15 protein-coding genes are annotated in these 19,900 nt (G+C 54.7%); 3 read left to right on the top strand and 12 right to left on the bottom strand.

Annotation, left to right across the window (positions count from 1 at the left end; genetic code table 11):
• The 10 genes from J1C54_RS10310 to urtA all read right to left on the bottom strand — a co-directional run.
• On the bottom strand, positions 1-832 hold an 832-nt coding region (locus J1C54_RS10310; RefSeq protein ID WP_229147118.1), incomplete at its 3' end, for a DEAD/DEAH box helicase.
• 382 nt (positions 833-1,214) lie between these two features.
• Positions 1,215-3,005, bottom strand: a complete 1,791-nt coding sequence (locus J1C54_RS10305) for a PDZ domain-containing protein (RefSeq protein WP_229147116.1) — start codon at positions 3,003-3,005, stop codon at positions 1,215-1,217.
• Positions 3,006-3,071: 66 nt separating this feature from the next.
• On the bottom strand, positions 3,072-3,593 hold the full coding sequence (locus J1C54_RS10300; RefSeq protein ID WP_229147114.1) for a lipocalin family protein: 522 nt from the start codon (positions 3,591-3,593) through the stop codon (positions 3,072-3,074).
• Between the two features lie 203 nt (positions 3,594-3,796).
• Positions 3,797-4,150 carry an FmdB family zinc ribbon protein gene (locus J1C54_RS10295; protein ID WP_229147112.1) on the bottom strand — a complete coding sequence of 118 codons (354 nt, stop codon included), beginning with the start codon at positions 4,148-4,150 and terminating at the stop codon, positions 3,797-3,799.
• Between the two features lie 5 nt (positions 4,151-4,155).
• The gene (gene fmdA, locus J1C54_RS10290) at positions 4,156-5,388 is read right to left on the bottom strand and encodes a formamidase (RefSeq protein ID WP_229147109.1); all 1,233 of its coding nucleotides are present in this window, start codon (positions 5,386-5,388) and stop codon (positions 4,156-4,158) included.
• Between the two features lie 309 nt (positions 5,389-5,697).
• Positions 5,698-6,387, bottom strand: a complete 690-nt coding sequence (gene urtE, locus J1C54_RS10285; RefSeq protein WP_229147107.1) for an urea ABC transporter ATP-binding subunit UrtE — start codon at positions 6,385-6,387, stop codon at positions 5,698-5,700.
• Positions 6,388-6,389: 2 nt separating this feature from the next.
• Positions 6,390-7,148, bottom strand: a complete 759-nt coding sequence (urtD, locus tag J1C54_RS10280; RefSeq protein WP_229147105.1) for an urea ABC transporter ATP-binding protein UrtD — start codon at positions 7,146-7,148, stop codon at positions 6,390-6,392.
• Positions 7,148-8,350, bottom strand: coding sequence for an urea ABC transporter permease subunit UrtC (gene urtC, locus J1C54_RS10275; RefSeq protein WP_229147104.1), 1,203 nt, complete (start codon positions 8,348-8,350; stop codon positions 7,148-7,150). The genes urtD and urtC overlap by 1 nt, the downstream gene beginning before the upstream one ends.
• A 12-nt stretch (positions 8,351-8,362) precedes the next feature.
• Positions 8,363-9,289 carry an urea ABC transporter permease subunit UrtB gene (urtB, locus tag J1C54_RS10270; RefSeq protein WP_229147102.1) on the bottom strand — a complete coding sequence of 309 codons (927 nt, stop codon included), beginning with the start codon at positions 9,287-9,289 and terminating at the stop codon, positions 8,363-8,365.
• A gap of 102 nt (positions 9,290-9,391) precedes the next feature.
• A complete protein-coding gene (gene urtA, locus J1C54_RS10265; RefSeq protein WP_370635645.1) occupies positions 9,392-10,648 on the bottom strand; it encodes an urea ABC transporter substrate-binding protein in 1,257 nt (418 codons plus the stop codon).
• A gap of 274 nt (positions 10,649-10,922) precedes the next feature.
• Between urtA and J1C54_RS10260 the strand changes: the two genes are divergently transcribed.
• Positions 10,923-14,309: an ATP-binding protein gene (locus J1C54_RS10260; protein WP_229147100.1), complete on the top strand. Its 3,387-nt coding sequence runs from the start codon at positions 10,923-10,925 to the stop codon at positions 14,307-14,309.
• Positions 14,296-15,201, top strand: coding sequence for a DNA-binding response regulator (locus tag J1C54_RS10255; RefSeq protein WP_229147098.1), 906 nt, complete (start codon positions 14,296-14,298; stop codon positions 15,199-15,201). The genes J1C54_RS10260 and J1C54_RS10255 overlap by 14 nt, the downstream gene beginning before the upstream one ends.
• Positions 15,202-15,279: 78 nt before the next feature.
• Here J1C54_RS10255 and J1C54_RS10250 read toward each other — a convergent pair whose 3' ends face one another.
• Positions 15,280-16,878 (bottom strand): isocitrate lyase, encoded by a 1,599-nt coding sequence (locus tag J1C54_RS10250; RefSeq protein WP_229147096.1) that lies wholly within the window; start codon positions 16,876-16,878, stop codon positions 15,280-15,282.
• Positions 16,879-17,203: 325 nt separating this feature from the next.
• On the opposite strand from J1C54_RS10250, the gene J1C54_RS10245 reads away from it, so the two are divergent.
• The gene (locus J1C54_RS10245) at positions 17,204-18,121 is read left to right on the top strand and encodes an alpha/beta hydrolase (RefSeq protein WP_229147094.1); all 918 of its coding nucleotides are present in this window, start codon (positions 17,204-17,206) and stop codon (positions 18,119-18,121) included.
• A gap of 9 nt (positions 18,122-18,130) precedes the next feature.
• Here the strand turns inward: J1C54_RS10245 and J1C54_RS10240 are convergent, their stop codons facing one another.
• On the bottom strand, positions 18,131-19,900 hold the full coding sequence (locus J1C54_RS10240; RefSeq protein WP_229147091.1) for a thrombospondin type 3 repeat-containing protein: 1,770 nt from the start codon (positions 19,898-19,900) through the stop codon (positions 18,131-18,133).

The following is a 19,900-nucleotide window of genomic DNA, read 5'->3' as shown; positions in this document are numbered from 1 at the left end:
CGCGCTCCAGCTGTTCAATCTCGCGCAGCACATCTTCCACCTGACGGCTGAGTTCGCGTTCGGCTTCCGCCGGACGATAGTGCACGTCCACCGGATAGGTGCGGCCAGACACTTCAATCACCGGGGCACCGGCAAAGTGTCGAGCGAAGCGTTCGTGATCGATGGTGGCGGAGGTGATGATAACTTTCAGGTCCGGCCGCTTGGGTAGCAGTTGCCGAATATAACCAAGCAGGAAGTCGATATTCAGACTGCGTTCGTGGGCTTCGTCGATAATCAGGGTGTCGTACTGGTCCAGAAAGCGATCGGACTGGATTTCCGACAACAACATGCCGTCTGTCATCAGCTTGATCATGCAGTCTTCGCCGACGTGATCGGTAAAACGCACCCGATAGCCCACCAGATCGCCGACGGAGGAGCCGATTTCTTCGGCAATACGGCTGGATACGGCGCGAGCGGCCAGTCGGCGCGGCTGGGTGTGGCCGATCATGCCTTCTACGCCGCGTCCGAGTTCAAGGCAGATTTTCGGCAGCTGAGTGGTTTTGCCTGAGCCGGTTTCGCCGGCCAGTACCACCACCTGATGATCGCGGATGGCATTACGGATGGTGTCGAGTTGCTCCACCACCGGCAGGTTCGGCCAGCTGAGTTTTGGCTGTCTTGCCGCTTTGCGGGCACGGCGGGTGCTCGAGCGCGCTATATCAGCGGCGATTTTTTCCAGGGCGTTGTCGTTGGGCTTTTGTTGCAGTTTTTCCAGACGGCGACGCAGGCGATAGCGATCGACGCGCAGGCAGTCGTTGAGTTGTTGTTTCAGTGTGGTGATCGAGTGTTCAGTCAAAACTTATTCAGTCCGGTTACGGTAAGCGGGTGCGGCAGTGGCTTCGTCGGTCAGTGTGTCTGTCAGGGGGTGCCGGGACACGCCGTAAACCCATCCGTGGGGGCTTGAGTTCGGCATCCATGCCTCACACAGTCCCGTCACCCCCTGACAGACACACTGACCTTGCATCCTGCTTCTTGCCAGGCCGCTGGCCTTAATTAATTTTCGCGGATACACATGCGATGTCTGGCCGCGAGCGGGAGTGTTGGCGTTTCCGGGACCATCGAAGCCAGGGATGGCTGAGATGAGCTACATGGATGTACTCGTGCGTGTCCCGGAAACGCCAGCACTCCCGCTCGCCGCACGATTTCAACACCACCCCACAACCCGCGGAACCACAAACTCACTTCCCCAACCAGCTCCGACCCACTTCAGTCAAACCACCAGCAGCAACGGTCAAGTAAGCTAAAGAAGCCTCCCCAACATCAAGTCGTACTTTTACCCGCATCAACTCATCACGCCGAAACGCATGGATCTCAACATCATCACCCGGTGAAAACTGCTGCAACTGATCATCCAGCTTCCTTGCATCCGTCCGCACACCGTTCAACGCAATGATGACATCCCCCGCCGACAATCCCGCCGCCATGGCCGCACCCTGCTCAAACGCCACCTGAATGCGCGCACCCAAGACATCATCAGCAATTCGCACACCAAGATTTACCGGCGACGCACCATTACCCGGCTTGCCGCCCATGTCCGCATGGCTGGTCGGCGCACGCCAGTGCAGTTCGACACCGGCCTCTGCCAGCATTTCTGCCAGCGGCAACGGCTCTGTGCTATACAACGCCAGATCAAAGAAATCCTGCAACGATTGACCAGCCACCTCTTCGGCCAGCAGTTGAATGCCCTGCTCCGGCACACCGACGCCGATCTTGCCGTAGCGCTGCCACAGCAGGCGCATCAAGTCATCCAGCGATTTTCCGCCATCGGTAACGCGGCGCAGGGTGAAATCCAGCGCCAGCGCCACCAGTGAACCCTTGGCGTAATAGCTGACGATGGCGTTGCTGGCATTTTCATCCTGCTTGTAAAAACGGGTCCAGGCATCAAAGCTGGATTCGGTAACGGTTTGCTTGTGGGTGCCGCGACCACGGGCTACCCGGCTAATAGCAGTGCCAAGCAACTCCAGATAACTTTCTGGGCTGATTTTGCCGCAACGCACCATGCCCAAATCATCGTAGTAGCTGGTGATACCTTCGAAGGCCCACAACAGTTCGGTGTAGTTTTCCTGACTGAGGTCGTATGGGGTGAATGCCTCGGGCTTGATGCGCTTGACCATCCAGCTATGGAAATACTCATGACTGCACAGGCCAAGATAGTTGCGATAGCTGTCGCGCTGCTTGTCCGGCGCATCACTGCGCCGTGGCAGATCGGCGCGGGCGCACATCAAGCTAGTGGAGTTCCGGTGCTCAAGGCCACCATATCCATCCGCCGTTACCAGAGTCATAAACAGGTAATCCTGCATCGGCGGCTGCTCGCCGAACAGGGCAATATGCTGCTCACAGATGGGCTTCAAATCGCGCACCAGTCGATCCAGATCGGTGCCACTGTGGCCGCTGATCACCACCTTGTGGACAATCCCTCCGGCTTCGAAACGGGCATCTTCGAAGTGCCCCATCTCCACCGGATAATCGATCAGGTCGTCATAGTTTTCCGCGCGGAAACGTCCGAAATCCCATGCACCGCCGGTCAACCGCGGCATGCCGGTTGCCACACGCCAGGTGGCGTAGGCAGTGCCTTCTGGCGGCAGCATGTCCACTTCACAGGGTTGGTCTTCATGGCCGATCGGCTGCAGGAATACGCAGGTGCCGTTGAAGTAGGCATGACGGGTATCCAGATGGGCGCCGCGTACCGACAGATCCCAGCCATAGACATCGATGGACACCTGCAACGGGCCGTCACAGGGGGCAACCTGCCAACTGTCCTTGTCGAGCTTGGCCACCGCCACCGGCTGACCAGCACTCTCGGCACGCAGAGACAGCACATGACGGGCAAAGTCGCGGATCATGTAGCTGCCGGGTATCCAGGCCGGCATGCGCAGCACCTGCCCCTCCGGGGTAGGCGTCTCAATGGTCAGAACAACGGTGAATTGATGAGCTTCCGGGCGGGACGGCTGGATGCAGTAATGAATCACGGGCTTCTCCGTAAAAACGAAGCCGCAGTATAGCAAACCCGCTGGCTGGCTTAGTAAATCACACCGTTAGTGAATGGTCTGCTTCACCCAGATCAGCTCCTCGGTATCAAAGCCAAGCTCATTCGCCTGCCGCACAAAGCGATCCTTGAGCTCAGCGGACACCATGGGATTGCGCGCCAGCATCCACAGATAGTTGCGGTTGTAGCTGGTTACGAAGGCATATTCATAGCCCTCATGGTCCAGCTCGTAGATCACATAGCCGCCATAAAAGGGGCCGAAGAAAGACACCTTGAGGTGCCCCACATCCTCTGCGCCAACAAACTTTGCCTTGCCAACGGCCTCTTTCCACTCTTCCCTGGTGTCCAGATAACCCCGGTTGGTGACTTTTACCGAACCATCCTCGTTGAGCTCATAGAGGGCCGTCACCTCAGACATATCCCGCTCAAACGAGTGATCCAGTCGAGCGATTTCATGCCAGGTGCCCAGATATCGGGGCAGCTCAAAGCCGGTCACCGGGCTGATGCCCTCCGGTGCACCTGTGCAGGCGGTAAGTAAAAGAGCAAGTAGTGCTATCCCGACACGGCCCATAGCCAATCCCTCAGTTATTGGTAAAGCATGGAGAGAAGACTACAGCTAGCAGGACCAGAAAAACATGAAAACGGAGCCGTGGGCAAAAAGCAGAAACATGCTGGCTACGAATATCTGTATCAGCCCCGGCATGATTGTTCTTGGGGAGTAAAAAAGCCCCCGGTAAACCGGGGGCGATTACTGAGCAATGTGCTATTTCCAGACTAGTGACTAATCATCCATGGACGCATGGAAGGGAACATTTTCTTCCCGTCTGCGGTATAGAGAAGCATGGACTTGCCGGGTTTCGGCGAGCCACAACCGCACTGGCGGCTATGCTCCTTGTCATACTCGCGGCGATCGGCGGTAGAGAATACCGGCTCATGGCGGGAGCGTTCATTCCGTTCATGAGCCGCTTTCGTTGCCGGGTCCATGTTTACTACTTTTTTTGGCAACACAATAACCCTCGGTGACAGGGCCTCGCAGGTGGGGCAAGCCACCGGCTTATCAGCGTCATCGATGGTTGCCAATGTGTTGAACAAACCATGTTCATTGCACTTGTAGTCATACACGGGCATGGCAATTACTCCTTGTCCTTCGACAGCGGTACGTCCATACCACCAGTGACTTTCTTCTGCGGTCCTTCTGCGGATGGATTGATGTCAAAGTCGAAGATCCCGGTGGGCAACCACAAGGTGGCACAGGCATTGGGAATATCGACGACACCGCTAATATGACCCTCCACCGGCGCACAACCCAGAATGGCGTAGGCCTGTGCCTTGGTGTAACCAAACTTGGTCATATATTCGATGGCATTCAGGCAGGCCTGGCGATAGGCCACATGGACGTCGAGGTAGTGCTGACCGCCGTGCTCGTCAACTGAAATACCCTCGAAGATGACATAGTCATCGTAACGCGGCTTGATCGGGCTGGGCTTAAACACCGGGTTCTTGATTCCGTACTTTTCCACGCCGCCCTTGATCAGGTTAACCCGCAGGTGGATCCAACCGGCCATTTCGATAGCACCACAAAAAGTGATTTCGCCATCGCCCTGGCTGAAGTGCAGATCACCTACAGACAAACCGGCACCCTTCACATAAACCGGGAAGTACACCTTGGAACCACGCGACAGGTCTTTGATATCGCAGTTACCGCCATGCTCACGGGGTGGAACTGTGCGCGCGGCTTCTGCGCCTGCTGCTTTTGCCGCTTCGCCGGTCATCTTGCCCATATGGGCGGTGTCGCCGTTCGGCAGTGTGGCCAATTCCGGCACCCGGTTCGGGTCAGTCTGTACCAGCCCGGCCTCACGCTTGTTCCAGATATCCAGCAATTCCTTGGAAGGCAGGCAACCAATCAGGCCCGGGTGAATCAGGCCGGCGAACTCCACATTCGGGACGTGACGCGACTTGGTGAACATGCCATTGAAATCCCAGATGCTCTTTTGCGCTTCCGGGAAATGTTCAGTCAGGAAACCACCACCGTTTTTCTTCGAGAAGAAGCCGTTAAAGCCCCACTGGCTCTCTTCGAATGTGCCGATATCCAGAATATCGACTTCCAGAAGATCACCCGGCTCTGCGCCCTCTACGCCAACGGGCCCAGACAGAAAATGTACCTGGCTGAGATCCACATCACGCACATCGTCGGCGCAGTCATCGTTCTTGATTTGGCCGCCGGTCCAGTCATAGCACTCAATGATAAAGTCATCACCAGGCTTGACCGTGGCCACCATGGGAATGTCCGGGTGCCAGCGGTTATGGATCTTTTCATTCTCATAAGCGGACTTGCTCAGGTCGATCTTGATGATTGTTTCAGCCATGACGGTCGCTCCTTGGTGTTTGTCGCATAAACGGTTAAGTCATGGCGTTACTATCTGAAATCATGGGGTTCCGGTGTATTGGCGAAATGCCCCCCGGGCATACGTCATTCAACGTATTGAAGCCCGTAGACAGCACAATGCGCGCCCTGCCCGCTGAGCACAGGCAGCCCCTGGGGCAGATGATGGTTTGGCTGTAATAAAAGAAGAGGAGAAGCTGGGAGGGTTGGTGCCTCCCTCAGAATACGTGGTCATTAGCATCCTGAGGGAGAAGCCCGACCGGGGTTGCCGGGCTGAGTTGCCGGACTGGAGTCAGACAGCGAGGAAGCTGGCAATCTTCTCCTGGTCGGCTTCCGCCCGGTTTTCTTCATGAACGATGGCCCCCTTTTCGATCACCAGAATCCGGTCGGCGGCATCCATAACAAAGCTGAGCACCTGCTCGGACACTACAATCGACAAGCCACGCTCATCACGGATACGCCTCAAGGTGACGGCAATCTCCTTGATAATGTTGGGCTGGATGCCCTCGGTGGGCTCATCCAGTAGCAACACCTTCGGCCGTGTAGCCAACGCTCTGGCAATGGCTAACTGCTGCTGCTGGCCACCGGACAGGTTGCCACCGCGTCGATTCTGCATTTCTTTTAGAACGGGAAACAGCTCATATAGATCTTCAGGAACACTCTTTTCCCCAATAGCAGCAAGTCCTGTCTCAATGTTCTCCCGCACCGTCAGTGTGGGAAAAATCATCCTTCCCTGAGGCACGAAGCCGATTCCTGCGCGAACACGCTGAAAACTCTTGAGCGACGTAAGATCCGTGCCGTCCAGAGTCACTTTGCCACCCTTGGTGGGAGTCATGCCCACCAGCGATTTCATCAGCGTTGTCTTGCCCATGCCATTACGGCCCACTACGGCAACTATCTCGTTCTTACTAACATCGAGGTTCATACCATCAATGATGGTGCTCTGGCCGTAGGCCACGGAGTGATTTATTACGCTCAGCATAATCAGTGCCCCAGATAGACTTCGATGACTTTTGGATCTGCCTTCACGTGATCTATGGATCCCTCGGAAAGAATTTTGCCCTGATGCATAACCGTCACACGGTCGGCGATATCACCGACAAACTGCATATCATGCTCCACCACTAACACTGTGTGGTTCTTGGTGATTACGCGGAGCAATTCTGCTGTTTTCTTACGCTCTGCAACCGACATGCCTGCCACCGGCTCGTCCAGCATGAGCAAGTCAGGCTTCTGAATCAGAAGCATTCCGATCTCCAGCCACTGCTTCTGACCATGACTCAGGGACGCCGCCGGCTCATTCAGGGCATCACTCAGAAAGATGGTTGCTGCCACCTCCTCCACTGCTTCAATCACCTTTGCATCGCGTTTGAAGGCCAGCGCCCCCATCACACTGTGACCTTTGGGATAAGACAGTTCCAGGTTCTCGAATACGGTAAGATCCTCGAACACTGATGGCGTCTGGAATTTCCGGCCGACACCGCAGTGAACGATCTGGTGCTCTTTTAACTTTGTCAGTTCCTTGCCAGCAAATTTGATGGAGCCGCTGGTTGCTTTGGTCTTGCCGCAAATAAGATCTAGCACCGTGGTTTTGCCCGCACCATTGGGGCCAATGATCACGCGTATTTCTTTCGGGTCGAGATAGAAGGACAGGTTATCTACCGCCTTGAAGCCATCAAATGATACGGTCAGGCCCTCAACTGCCAGCAGAAAATCGCCACCTTTTTTCTTGGCTGCATTCATCAGGATTTCTCCGCGCTGTAGTTATCCATGCTTGAATCATATCCGTCAGATTCTTCGGCCTTGCTGGGCTGGGAAATCGGCGCGCTGGACTGCGAACTAATCTCGGCTTGCTTGCCTTTAAACAAGCGATCTTCCAGCGGCTGAATGTAACTTTGGTAAAGTCCAGCCAGGCCATTAGGAAAGGCCATTACAACGCCAATAAACAGCGCGCCCATGGCAAAAGGCCAGAGCTCCGGGAATGACTCGGAAAGACCACTTTTGGCAGCATTAACAAGTAATGCTCCATAAACCGCACCAAGGATGGACAAACGTCCGCCCAGAGCACAGAAAATGACCATCTCGATAGAGGCGACAATGCCCACGAATGATGGCGACATAAAGCCCACGATCAGAGTAAACATGGCACCACCAATGCCAGCAAAGGCGGCGGCCAGACAGAATACGAAGATCTTGAAAGCAGCCACGTCATAGCCGGAAAAGCGTACCCGTGTCTCCTGTGCATTCATTGCCATAAGAATGCGACCGAGTTTTCGGTTTTGAACCATTCTGGCAATAAAAAGGCAGCCAAAAAGCAGCGCCACACAAATGAAGTAGAGCGTCATTTTGGCTTCATCTGTCCTGATATCCCAACCCATCAGCGTGCGCAGGTCTGTGATGCCGTTGACGCCACCCGTATAGCCCTGCTGGCCAATAATCAGAATGGTAAGAATGGCAGCTACGGCCTGAGTCATGATGGAGAAATAGACTCCACCAACGCGTCGGGTGAACATGGTAAAGCCAATGATCAACGCCAGCAGAACAGGCACACCAATGATAGCCAACAGCGTAAAGGGGAAGCTGTGGAACGGCTGCCAGAACCAGGGCAGTTCGGTAAGCTGGTTCCAGTCCATGAAATCCGGAATGCCCGGAGTGGACTGAATGGCCGTGGCCTCTGGCGTAGATGCTTCAAGCTTGAGGAACATGGCCATACAGTAGCCACCAAGGCCAAAGAAAATCCCCTGACCAAGACTCAGAATGCCGGCCTTACCCCAGCACATGACCAAACCAATAGCGACAAAGGCATAGGTCAAGTACTTTCCCGTCATACTGAGACGAAAAGGGTCGAGCGTGAGCGGCAAGATCACCACCAACAACAAGGCCAACAACATGTAGTAGATTCCCTCGCGGGTCTTGAACCACTGGATTGCAGACGGTGTAGTCATGACACGGGCCTCCTAGCGGCGAATCTTCAGAGCCATCAGACCTTCTGGGCGCAGCATCAAGATGCCAACGACAACTAGAAGGGTGAGGACCTTGGCCATGGACCCACTCAGGAAGAATTCCATGGTGGACTGAGCCTGGGAAATAGCGAAAGCGGAAACAATGGTGCCGATCAGGCTTTGCGCACCGCCGAACACAACCACGAGGAATGTGTCGACGATATAGGCTTGGCCAGAAGATGGACCGGTGGAGCCGATCATGGTGAAGGCACTGCCGGCAATTCCGGCGATACCGCAACCCAGAGCGAAGGTCATACGATCAACTGCGCCGCTATTGATACCAACGGCTTCTGCCATTGGCCGGTTTTGTACTACTGCCCGTACTTTCTTGCCCCATCCAGAGCGATACATCAGCAGATAAAGTCCAAGTGCGATAAGCAGCGCAATAATCATGACGAACAAGCCATTAATCGGCAGCTCAACCATGTCAGTAACCTGAATCGCGCCCATCATCCACTCTGGCAGCTCCACACCCACCTCGCGAGGGCCAAAAATGGATCGATAAGCTTGCTGCAGAATAAGACTGAGACCCCAGGTCGCCAACAGCGTATCCAGTGGCCTTCGATAAAGTCGTCGGATCATGGCCCATTCAATAAATGCACCAAATGCGGCGCATATTAGAAAAGCCATAATCATTGCTATGAAGAAGTAGCCCCCAAATAGACTGGGCATGTACGCCTGGAAAAATCCGGACGTCAAGTACGTGGTATAGGCGCCGAGAATCATAAACTCCCCATGCGCCATATTGATCACGCCCATCTGACCGAAGATGATAGCCAGACCGAGCGCCATCAGTACGAATACCGAAAACAGGGACAGACCGGCAAACCCCTGCATGGCAAATATCGACATCAATTCACTGGTGGTATAGCCGTCAAACATGGTCCTTGCTCCCGTATTTCAAAACGCTCTCACTTAGTGCCGTAAAAGGCTTCAGCACCTGAGGAGCCCAAGATGGACTCCTCCGATGCGGAAACTTCCTGCTTATTGATAACCTTCCGGGAACGGATCTGGTTCCATCAGCTCTTCAGTTTCGTGGACCAGCTTGTACTGACCGTCAGCCATGGCAAGGCCGATACGACCTTTGGACCAGAGGTGATGGTTCTCGTGGATACGCACATAGCCTTCGGGAGCACCAGTAAATTCGATACCCGGAGAAACCTCACGAATCTTGTCGATGTCGAAAGAACCGGCTTTTTCGACGGCCATTTTCCAAAGCCATGGGCCGAGATAGGCAGCCTGGGTGACATCACCAATTACCATGTCATCGCCATACTCTTTCTTGAAAGCCGCAACGAATGCCTTGTTGTTCTCGTTATCCAGACTTTGGAAGTACTTCATGGAGGCATAGATACCTTCAACGTTCTCCCCACCGATGCCACGGATTTCGTCTTCGGTCACGGAGATAGTCAACACCATCGGCTTTTCTTTGGTCGGATCGATGCCCGCAGCTTGAAGTTGCTTGTAGAACGCAACATTGGAGCCACCGACGACGATCGCAAAGATCACATCAGGCTTCTTCAACTTGATCTTGTTGATCACCGAGTTGAACTGGGTGTGGCCCAGCGGGTAGTACTCTTCCCCGGAAACAGTCAGGCCCAGCTTCTCAATGTGCTTGCGGGCGATCTTGTTAGATGTGCGTGGCCAGATGTAATCCGAACCCAGCAGGTAGAACGACTTGGCGCCCTTCTCCTTAACTGCCCAGTCGATGGCGGCAAGAATCTGTTGGGTAGCTTCCTGGCCGGTGTAGATGACGTTCGGTGATTGCTCAAGACCTTCATAGAAGGTCGGGTAATAGAGCATGCCATTAAGCTGCTCGAATACCGGCAATACCGCTTTACGCGAGGCGGAAGTCCAGCAGCCGAATACCGCAGCAACTTTGTCCTGACGCAGCAGCTTGCGCGATTTCTCGGCGAAGGTTGGCCAGTCACTGGCGCCATCTTCCTGAACATATTTAATCTGACGTCCAAGCACACCGCCGGCTTCGTTGATCTGCTTGATGGCAAGCTTTTCAGCCTGCACCGAGCCAATCTCACTAATCGACATGGTGCCGGTAATTGAGTGGAGAATACCAACGGTTACGGTGTCATCAGTGACAGCCAAGCCAGTTGTATTGACTTGCGATGTCGGCGGCGTTGCCGCATTGGCCGTCGCCGCTAGCACCATTGAAGCTGCCAGCAGTTTAAGCTTGCCGAGGCCCCACCGCCCGTTGGCGCCTCCTTTCTTCGATTGCTTATGCATTTTCATGGTTAGTCCTCGTGTTCATACCCAGTCAGAAGATTTCTGCTCAACGCACCACCAACACTTCGCAGTACGCCCTCGCAAACAATTCTGTCCGGCTGCCACTGACTAACCCATTAGGCAAACACTCCACCGACTTACGTCATTTAACGCATGGCCTGAAGGGCTTTCGGACTATAAACCGTTGGGGATAAACCCCTTTATGGCTACAAAAGCGTGCGTGGCACGGAATTTGATTGAAATAGGGGAACGGCAACCTCCAAAAGGTCACAACATGAGTGCCCGGCAAAGCATTTTCCGTGTCAGGCGGAACTACAACCAATGGGTCGCGAACCAGACTCTGGAAGACTATGCCCTGCGCTTTACAGCAAAGAGCGCTCGTCGCTGGTCCGCCAGTCGGGTCGCCAACACTGCGCTTGGGGCGATCTCCTTCCTCGCTCTGGAAGCCATTGGCGGGGCCATCACCATCCACTATGGCTTCGATAATGCGGTAGCAGCCATTTGTGCGGTTGCGCTGATCATCTTCCTGACGGCCATTCCCATCAGCTATTACGCCGCTCGCTATGGTGTAGATATCGACTTGTTAACCCGTGGAGCGGGCTTCGGCTACATCGGCTCAACCATCACCTCGCTGATCTATGCTTCCTTCACGTTTATCTTTTTCGCCATAGAAGCGGCCATTATGGCCATGGCACTGGAGCTGCTTTTCGATATTCCTTTGGTAATTGGCTATCTGATCTGCTCTGTAGTCATCATTCCGCTGGTGACGCACGGCATAACGGCTATCAGCAAGTTTCAACTTTGGACTCAGCCCGTCTGGGTCATTCTTCAGCTAATTCCCTTTATCGCCATCATCTATCTGGATGCAGGGTCGATTTCCGACTGGACACAGTTCGATGGCATTGAGTCTGGTCAAGGCGGCAGCTTTGACCTGCTTCTTTTTGGAGCAGCCGCAGCAGTGGTCTTTTCACTGATGGCGCAGATCGGCGAGCAGGTTGATTTCCTTCGCTTTATTCCCGAGCCGAAGCCCGGGAAGAAGCTGTACTGGTGGGCTGCGGTGATGGCCGGCGGGCCAGGCTGGATCGTTATTGGTGCGTTAAAAATACTGGCTGGTTCGTTCCTTGCCGTACTGGCGCTGAAACATGGTGTATCTGCTGCAGACGCCTCTGATCCCACAAGAATGTATATGGTGGCCTTCGGCTACATTACCTCCAGACCTGAAGTAGCAATGGCCGTTGCTGGTATTTTTGTCATTATTTGCCAGCTAAAAATCAACGTAACCAATGCCTACGCCGGCTCGATCGCGTGGTCAAACTTCTTTTCACGCCTGACCCATAGCCACCCCGGCCGAGTCGTCTGGCTGGTCTTCAATGTTGCCATTGCGCTGCTGGTGATGGAGCTGGGAGTCTACCGGGCGCTTGAGGAAACGCTTGGATACTACGGCATTGTTGCCGTGGCCTGGGTCGGTGCTCTGGTAGCAGATCTGGTTATCAACAAGCCGCTGGGACTGAGCCCCAAGCATATTGAATTTAAGCGTGCACACCTCTACGACATTAATCCGGTGGGTGTCGGCGCGATGATTCTCGCATCCGTCATCGGCATGACCAGCCATGGTGGCGTACTCGGTCCTGTACCCGGTGCGCTGTCTCACTTCATTACTCTGGGTGCAGCTTTGGTGATTGCTCCACTAATCGCCTGGCGAACCAAGGGCCGCTTTTACACTGCACGTCCATTCGTGCCCATCGCCACCGACAATCAGCTGGTCGCTTGCTGTATTTGTGAACACAAGTTTGAACCTGAGGATGTCACCGGTTGCCCAGCCTATGCCGGTAATATCTGTTCGCTGTGCTGCTCTCTGGATGCCCGTTGCGGTGATTTCTGCAAGCCTGGAGCCGGCTACAGAGAACAGCTGCGAAAATTCTTCGGGCTGGTTATTCCTGCATCTGCATTTGCTCGTCTCAACTCACGTATCGGCCACTTTCTTACTCTGCTGGTCCTGATTAACGGCCTGTCCGGTCTGCTGCTTGCCCTGATTTACGGCAAGACACCAGTCGCTTCGGCTGCTGAGGCTGCGCTCCTGTCAGCCACCCTGTGGAAAGTGTTTTTTGTTCTGATCATCATCACAGGCGTCGTATGCTGGCTATTCGTTCTTGCGCATGAAAGCCGCGTGGTAGCGGAGGAGGAATCCCGACGACAAACCCGGCTGCTAACAGAAGAGATAGTCGCCCATGACCGCACCGATCAAGCACTGCAGCAAGCCAAGGAACGGGCCGAAGCCGCCAACGGCGCTAAAAGCCGCTATCTGACCGGTATCAGCCATGAGCTTCGCTCACCACTTAACGCTATTCTGGGCTATGCCCAGTTAATGGAGAACGACGCTTCAGTTCCAAGTAATCGCAAGGAGGCCCTGGGAGTCATCCGGCGTAGTGGAGAATACTTGGCTGATCTGATTGAAGGCCTGCTGGATATCTCAAAGATCGAGGCCGGAAGACTTGACCTACACCGGGATACGGTACGAATCGGCCTACTCATGGAACAACTGGTTCATATGTTTCGGCTACAGGCTGAAGAGAAAGGTCTGTCGTTTGAATATCACTGCATTGGTAATTTGCCGGAGCTGGTTAACACAGATGAAAAAAGGCTGCGCCAGATTCTCATTAACCTGCTTTCCAACGCAATCAAGTACACAGAGCGAGGTCGCGTATCTCTCACCCTGAAGTATCGCAGTCAGGTGGCAGAGTTTATCGTCGAAGACACAGGAGAAGGTATTGCGCAAGAAAACATCGAGCGTGTTTTCCGACCCTTTGAACGCGTCACGGCAGGCATCGGCAGACCACGTCAGGCGGGTACCGGACTGGGGCTAACCATTACTCGCTTGCTAACAGAGATAATGGGCGGCGACCTGTCGGTAGAGAGCGTCCCCGATAAGGGCAGCACGTTCCGCGTCAGCCTGATGCTGTCCAGCCTGCATACACCAAGACCAGAATCCATGACCTCGCCGGCGCAACGTATCTATGGCTATGAAGGCCCACGCCGCAAAATAATGGTGGTGGACGACGAGACTTCGCACCGCCAGCTTATTCGTGCCATGTTGTCGCCTCTCGGCTTTGAGATAATCGATACCGGCAATTCACTGGCAGTTCTGGACATCGTAGAAGCCGAACTACCAGACCTGCTGTTGCTCGATATTTCCATGCCCGGTTACAACGGCTGGGAAGTCCTTTCCCAGATCCGATCCAGTCATCCACTACTGCCGGTGGTGATGGTCTCTGCAGATGCCAGCGAGGGTCGCAACCGGGAGGAATCGCCAGTCCTGCATAATGGCTATGTAATCAAACCTGTGCGGCTGAACCTGCTTCTCGACCATATAGCCCGTTTGGTGGCTCTGAAGTGGCGCTTTGAAAAGACCCCGGAGCCGCTCGCTCTCTCTCCCGCGACGACTTCAGAAGGATTGGAACTACCAGCTACCCGACATCGAGTAGCACTGGTAGCACTGGCCACCATTGGCCACCGTAAAGGGCTTCTGGAGGCCCTGCATGCATTGGCCCACAACGGCGATGCCTCCCCCGTGTTTGTTGCAGAGATGGTTAGGCTGGCAAGCGACTTTCAATTCGAAAAAATCATCGATCTAATCAAGGTAACCGACCATGAACACTCCTGAGCTGCACAAGACAGTGGTGATGGTCGTCGACGACGCCATCGACTCAATACGCATGATCAGCGACGGTCTGGAGGAAGCTGGCATGACGGTTTTGGTGGCGCTGGAGGGCAGTCAGGCCCTGACCATCAGCCAGAACATTACCCCGGATATCGTGCTAATGGACGCCATCATGCCCAACATGGATGGCTTCGAGACCTGCCGGCGCTTGAAGGAAAACCCCCAATTCATTGATACGCCGATCATATTCATGACTGGTCTGAGCGACACTGAGCACGTGGTCATGGGCCTAAACTCCGGTGGCGTCGATTACGTCACAAAGCCCATCAACCCGACGGAACTGCTGGCCCGCATGCAGGTACACCTGGCTAATGCCCGTTTGGCGCGTAGCGCCCGAGCTGCTCTGGATACTGCCGGTCAAAACCTGTTTGCAGTCAATCGTGATGGCGAAATTTCGTGGGCTACCCCGCAAGTGCATCAACGCCTGATCGCTGGCTATGACAGCAAGCCAGATCAGCTCCGCAAGCTACTTGCCGAGTGGCTTGGTCATAATCCGGAGAGCGGCCATAGCCTGACTCTGGACTTTCTGCCGCAGCCTCATACCGTGGAGTTTTTGACCATCGTGGACGGCCGGGAGTACCTGCTTCGTTTGCACGAGGTCCAGCAAACCAGCGTCGCCACGGGAGTCCTGAAAGAGCGTTTCAAACTCACGGGCCGGGAGTCTGACGTGTTGCTGTGGATCGCTAAAGGCAAGACCAACCGTGAAATAGGCCAGATATTGGACGTAAGCCCGCGCACAGTGAATAAGCATCTGGAGCAAGTCTTCCGCAAACTGAATGTAGAAAACCGGACCTCAGCGGCAGCAGTGGCTATCAAGTATCTGGCACGCGCCTGAAACCAAAACCGAACAACAACAAAAAAGGCGGGGCTTGCGCCCCGCCTTTTCCTCACACCGTTAAACCTTATCGAGAGATTAAACGTTCTCGAACTGGCCCATGGTGTTGTCTTTACCGCCAGCTTTCAGAGCTGCTTCACCAGCGAAGTACTCTTTGTGGTCATCACCGATGTTGGAACCGGCCATGTCCTGGTGCTTCACAGTAGCGATGCCCTGACGGATTTCCTTGCGCTGAACGCCTGCAACGTAAGCCAGCATGCCTTCTTCACCGAAGTAACCCTTGGCAAGGTTGTCAGTGGACAGAGCGGCAGTGTGGTAGGTCGGCAGAGTGATCAGGTGGTGGAAAATACCTGCTTCACGGGATGCGTCGCGCTGGAACGATGCGGTGCGCTTATCAGCTTCAATGCCCAGCTCGGTGTTGTCGTAATCAGCGCTCATCAGCTTGGCGCGATCGTACGCAGACACGTCCTTGCCTTCTTTCTGCATGGCATCAAATACCTGCTGACGGAAGTTCAGGGTCCAGTTGAAGGACGGGCTGTTGTTGTAAACCAGCTTGGCGTCCGGCACCACTTCGCGGATGCGGTTAACCATCTCTGCGATCTGGCCAACGTGCGGCTTCTCGGTTTCGATCCACAGCAGATCTGCACCGTTTTGCAGGCTGGTGATACAGTCGAGAACAACACGGTCGATGCCGCTGCCTTCTTTGAAGCAGAACAGGCCAGAGGCCAGACGCTTCGGCTTGAGCAGCTTGCCGTTGGCCTTGATGACTACGTCGCCGTTCTGAATGTCGTCAGCGCTGCTGATGTAGTCGCCGTCGAGGAAGCTGTTGTACTGGTCGCCCAGGTCGCCCGGCTCATTGGTTACTGCGATCTGCTTGGTCAGACCAGCGCCCAGAGAGTCAGTACGGGCAACGATGACACCGTTGTCCACACCCAGCTCAAGGAACGCGTAGCGAACAGCGTTGATCTTGGCAAGGAAGTCAGCGTGCGGAACGGTAACTTTACCGTCCTGGTGACCACACTGCTTCTCATCAGATACCTGGTTTTCGATCTGGATACAGCAGGCACCGGCTTCAATCATCTGCTTGGCCATCAGGTAGGTGGCTTCAGCGTTACCGAAACCAGCATCGATGTCGGCAATGATCGGTACAACGTGAGTTTCGAAGTTGTCGATCTTGTTGATGATCTCAGCTTCAGCCTTGGCGTCGCCCTTGGCGCGTGCAGCATCCAGGTCACGGAACAGGTGGTTCAGTTCCCACGCATCAGCCTGCTTGAGGAAGGTGTACAGCTCGCGAATCAGGTCAGCAACGGTGGTCTTCTCGTGCATGGACTGATCCGGCAGCGGGCCGAACTCGCTGCGCAGCGCAGCTACCATCCAACCGGACAGGTACAGGTAGCGACGCTTGGTGGAACCGAAGTGCTTCTTGATCGAAATCAGCTTCTGCTGACCGATAAAGCCGTGCCAGCAACCCAGCGACTGGGTGTACTGGGAAGAATCCTTGTCGTAGGCAGCCATGTCTGCACGCATGATGTTTGCGTTGTACTTGGCGATGTCCAGATGGGTGTTAAAACGATTCTGGAGGCGCATACGTACGGCGGACTCAGGGTTGATCGCCTGCCAGGTTTTGTTGGCCTTGACGACCTTGGCGAGCGACTCTACGTCTTTGCTATATGACATGGTCTGATCCTTTGGTTGAGGGCGTTACTCATCTGGCCGTGCTGAAAACCGCTCGGCAGCAGAGAGGCGCGCATTTTAGGCCGGGGATTTTCATAATCGAAATTGATATTTGATATACCCGTCATTCACCACATGAATGAACATATATATCAACAAGTTACATTTTTTCCGGCCTATTTATTCTGCCTTGCAGCGCTATTACGCCAGCAAGGTAGCACCAACAACATGGGCTGGATCGGTCAAGCAGTAGCCGGATATGGCTGCTTTTGCCGGGTTACCCCATCTGCCGCCCTGCTACAATGCGCCATCAATACGGAGCGCGGTTATGCCACTTGAATATCTGAATACCGAAGACGGCCATCGAATTGCCGTAAATATGTGGCCAGCACAGGGTGAAGCAAGGGGTGCGCTGATCTGGTTACACGGTATGGCAGAGCATGGTGGCCGCTACGCTCCGCTAGCCGAAGTGCTGAATACAGCCGGCTGGCACCTGTATTGTCCTGATCATCGCGGCCATGGCGCCAGCGTTGCCAATGGCGAGTTGCGTGGCCACTTTGCCGATAAGGAAGGCTGGACGCGGGTACTGACTGACGTGGCCCAGCTTCAACACACGGTTGCCGAGCGTCATGAAAAATTACCGCTGGTGCTTGCCGGACACAGTATGGGCAGCTTTATTGCGCTGGCCTATGCACAACAGTACGGCAGCTCCCTCGACGGTCTGATTCTGTGTGGTAGCGACTACAAGGCGCCGTGGCTATGGAAGCTCGCCCTGCTGCCAGTAAAAATGGCGCGCCTGCGACGCGGTGTGCAAGGCACCAGTGCCCTGATCAGCGCCCTGACCTTTGATAGCTTCGCGAAAAAAATAGCGCACCGCCGGACCGCCTTTGACTGGCTTAGCCGGGACCCGACAGAAGTAGACAAATATATGGCCGATCCCTGGTGTGGTCATGACTGCACCACTCAGCTGTGGCATGACCTGATCGGTGCCATGGCAACCATTGATGCCCGTGCCAGTATGAAGAAACTGCCGCGCTCGCTACCGGCGCTGCTGATCGGTGGTGACAGCGATCCCATGAGCGGTAATGGCAAGGGCATGCCAGCACTGTACAAAGCATTGCACAAGGCTGGCCTTGCCGACCTGACCTTCGGACAGTTTGTCGGAGCACGGCATGAAATCCTTAATGACCTATGCCGTGATGACGTCACCGAAGAGATCAACGCCTGGCTACGCCAGCACTATTGATTGATTCCTTCAAGGAGTGGGCCCGACACAACTGGCGTGCACATTCAGCGTCGACAACGCTCCCACCAGAGAAGAAAACTCGATGCGCACCCGGTCAAAGGTGGCGCTGGTGTCGGCGCTTACAAATGCCGGTGACGGATCCGCCATCAATCCAAGCAGGTCCAGATCAAGCAAGTTGCTACCCTCAAACTTCTCCACTTCTGTAGCCCCAAGAAACAGGCTAATGGTGGTGCCCTCGAGCAACCCTAGCGACAGCAAGGAACCGGGCTCGCTGAGTACAAAGCCGACTCGGTTGTCGCCACTGAACGGAAGCGGACTAGTAACATCGAAATAGACACTGCCACCGAGTAAGGCCACTGGTGTGGCCAGGGTTGCTGCGGTGGTCAGGTCCGCGGCGTTGGCGCCATCGTCATCAATAACTCGCTGCGAATTACTGCCACTGCAAAGCAGACACAGCAGACCGCTGGTGCCACTGCTAACCTGTGCGCCATTAATGGCCAATAGCGGTGGATAAGAGCTGCTAGCAGTGCAGCTAAAAGCGGTATCACAAACATCACCGACACCATCACCGTCCACGTCCGCCTGATCAGCATTGGCTACCAGTGGGCAGTTATCTACCGCATCGCTAATACCATCACCGTCACTATCCACATCACAAGCATCGCCTACGCTGTCGGCATCGGTGTCAGTCTGCGCTTCATTGCTGACGTTGGGGCAGTTATCACCACTATCATCAACCCCATCACCGTCACGATCACTATCGCAGGCGTCGCCAATACTATCGCCATCCACATCCTGCTGGTCAGCGTTACTAATCAACGGGCAGTTATCCGCGCCGTCATCAATACCGTCCAGGTCTGTATCAACACCGATAAAACATGCATCCCCAACTCCTGAACCATTGGTAGCAGCCTGATCCGAATTAACCACCAATGGACAGTTGTCAGAATCATTATCGACACCATCGCCATCGATGTCGCTATCACAGGCATCACCAATACCATCAATATCACTATCCTGCTGATCGATATTGCCGCTCATGGGGCAGTTGTCGACGTCATTGGCAATGCTGTCGCCATCCAGATCCGGGTCGCAGGCATCGCCAATGCCATCTCCATCCACATCCTGCTGCAGGGGATTTGAAACCGCAGGACAGTTATCCGCTTCATTACCGATGCCATCACCGTCCAGATCACTATCGCAGGCGTCACCAATGCCATCATTATCGCTATCCTGCTGGTTAAAGTTGGCCACGCTGATGCAGTTGTCGGTGCCATTGTCGATGCCATCGCCATCGCTATCCGGATCGCAGGCATCACCAACCCCATCATTGTCGGCATCCGACTGGTCTGGGTTAAACAGAAGAGGACAGTTGTCGATGCCGTCATCGATGCCATCTGCGTCATTATCGGTGCCAGCGAAGCAGGCGTCGCCAATACCATCAGCATCCGTATCTGCCTGATCGGGATTGACGACACGCACGCAGTTGTCTGTGTCGTTATCTACGCCATCACCATCAATATCGTCGTCACAGACATCACCGATACCGTCAGCGTCCTGATCACCCTGCTCGGCGTTGGCCCGCGCAGGACAGTTGTCCACGTCATCGCCAACGCCGTCTTTATCAGCATCAACAAAGGGTACCGCCGGCGGCACAGGCGTCGCATCGTTCATGTCTGCGCGGCAACCGACCATAAACAAACCAAGCAGGATCAGGACCAGCAGCACTCGACGCTGGCTGATAATGCCGGAGGATAAAGACATCAGATCATTGTGCAT

Source organism: Alcanivorax sp. 1008 (genome assembly GCF_020667895.1).
Classification (GTDB): Bacteria; Pseudomonadota; Gammaproteobacteria; order Pseudomonadales; family Alcanivoracaceae; genus PGZG01.
The sequence above is the reverse complement of the archived record's forward strand: the minus strand, read 5'-3'. Positions and strand labels throughout refer to the sequence as shown.

Excerpts from the sequence above, each read along its gene's own strand:
- urtA (WP_370635645.1), bottom strand. The coding sequence starts at position 10,648 with ATGCATAAGCAATCGAAGAAAGGAGGCGCCAACGGGCGGTGGGGCCTC.
- J1C54_RS10240 (WP_229147091.1), bottom strand. The coding sequence starts at position 19,900 with ATGCACAATGATCTGATGTCTTTATCCTCCGGCATTATCAGCCAGCGT.
- urtC (WP_229147104.1), bottom strand. The coding sequence starts at position 8,350 with ATGACTACACCGTCTGCAATCCAGTGGTTCAAGACCCGCGAGGGAATC.
- J1C54_RS10250 (WP_229147096.1), bottom strand. The coding sequence starts at position 16,878 with ATGTCATATAGCAAAGACGTAGAGTCGCTCGCCAAGGTCGTCAAGGCC.
- J1C54_RS10255 (WP_229147098.1), top strand. The coding sequence starts at position 14,296 with ATGAACACTCCTGAGCTGCACAAGACAGTGGTGATGGTCGTCGACGAC.
- urtE (WP_229147107.1), bottom strand. The coding sequence starts at position 6,387 with ATGCTGAGCGTAATAAATCACTCCGTGGCCTACGGCCAGAGCACCATC.
- fmdA (WP_229147109.1), bottom strand. The coding sequence starts at position 5,388 with ATGGCTGAAACAATCATCAAGATCGACCTGAGCAAGTCCGCTTATGAG.
- urtD (WP_229147105.1), bottom strand. The coding sequence starts at position 7,148 with ATGAATGCAGCCAAGAAAAAAGGTGGCGATTTTCTGCTGGCAGTTGAG.
- J1C54_RS10260 (WP_229147100.1), top strand. The coding sequence starts at position 10,923 with ATGAGTGCCCGGCAAAGCATTTTCCGTGTCAGGCGGAACTACAACCAA.
- J1C54_RS10295 (WP_229147112.1), bottom strand. The coding sequence starts at position 4,150 with ATGCCCGTGTATGACTACAAGTGCAATGAACATGGTTTGTTCAACACA.
- J1C54_RS10245 (WP_229147094.1), top strand. The coding sequence starts at position 17,204 with ATGCCACTTGAATATCTGAATACCGAAGACGGCCATCGAATTGCCGTA.
- J1C54_RS10300 (WP_229147114.1), bottom strand. The coding sequence starts at position 3,593 with ATGGGCCGTGTCGGGATAGCACTACTTGCTCTTTTACTTACCGCCTGC.
- urtB (WP_229147102.1), bottom strand. The coding sequence starts at position 9,289 with ATGTTTGACGGCTATACCACCAGTGAATTGATGTCGATATTTGCCATG.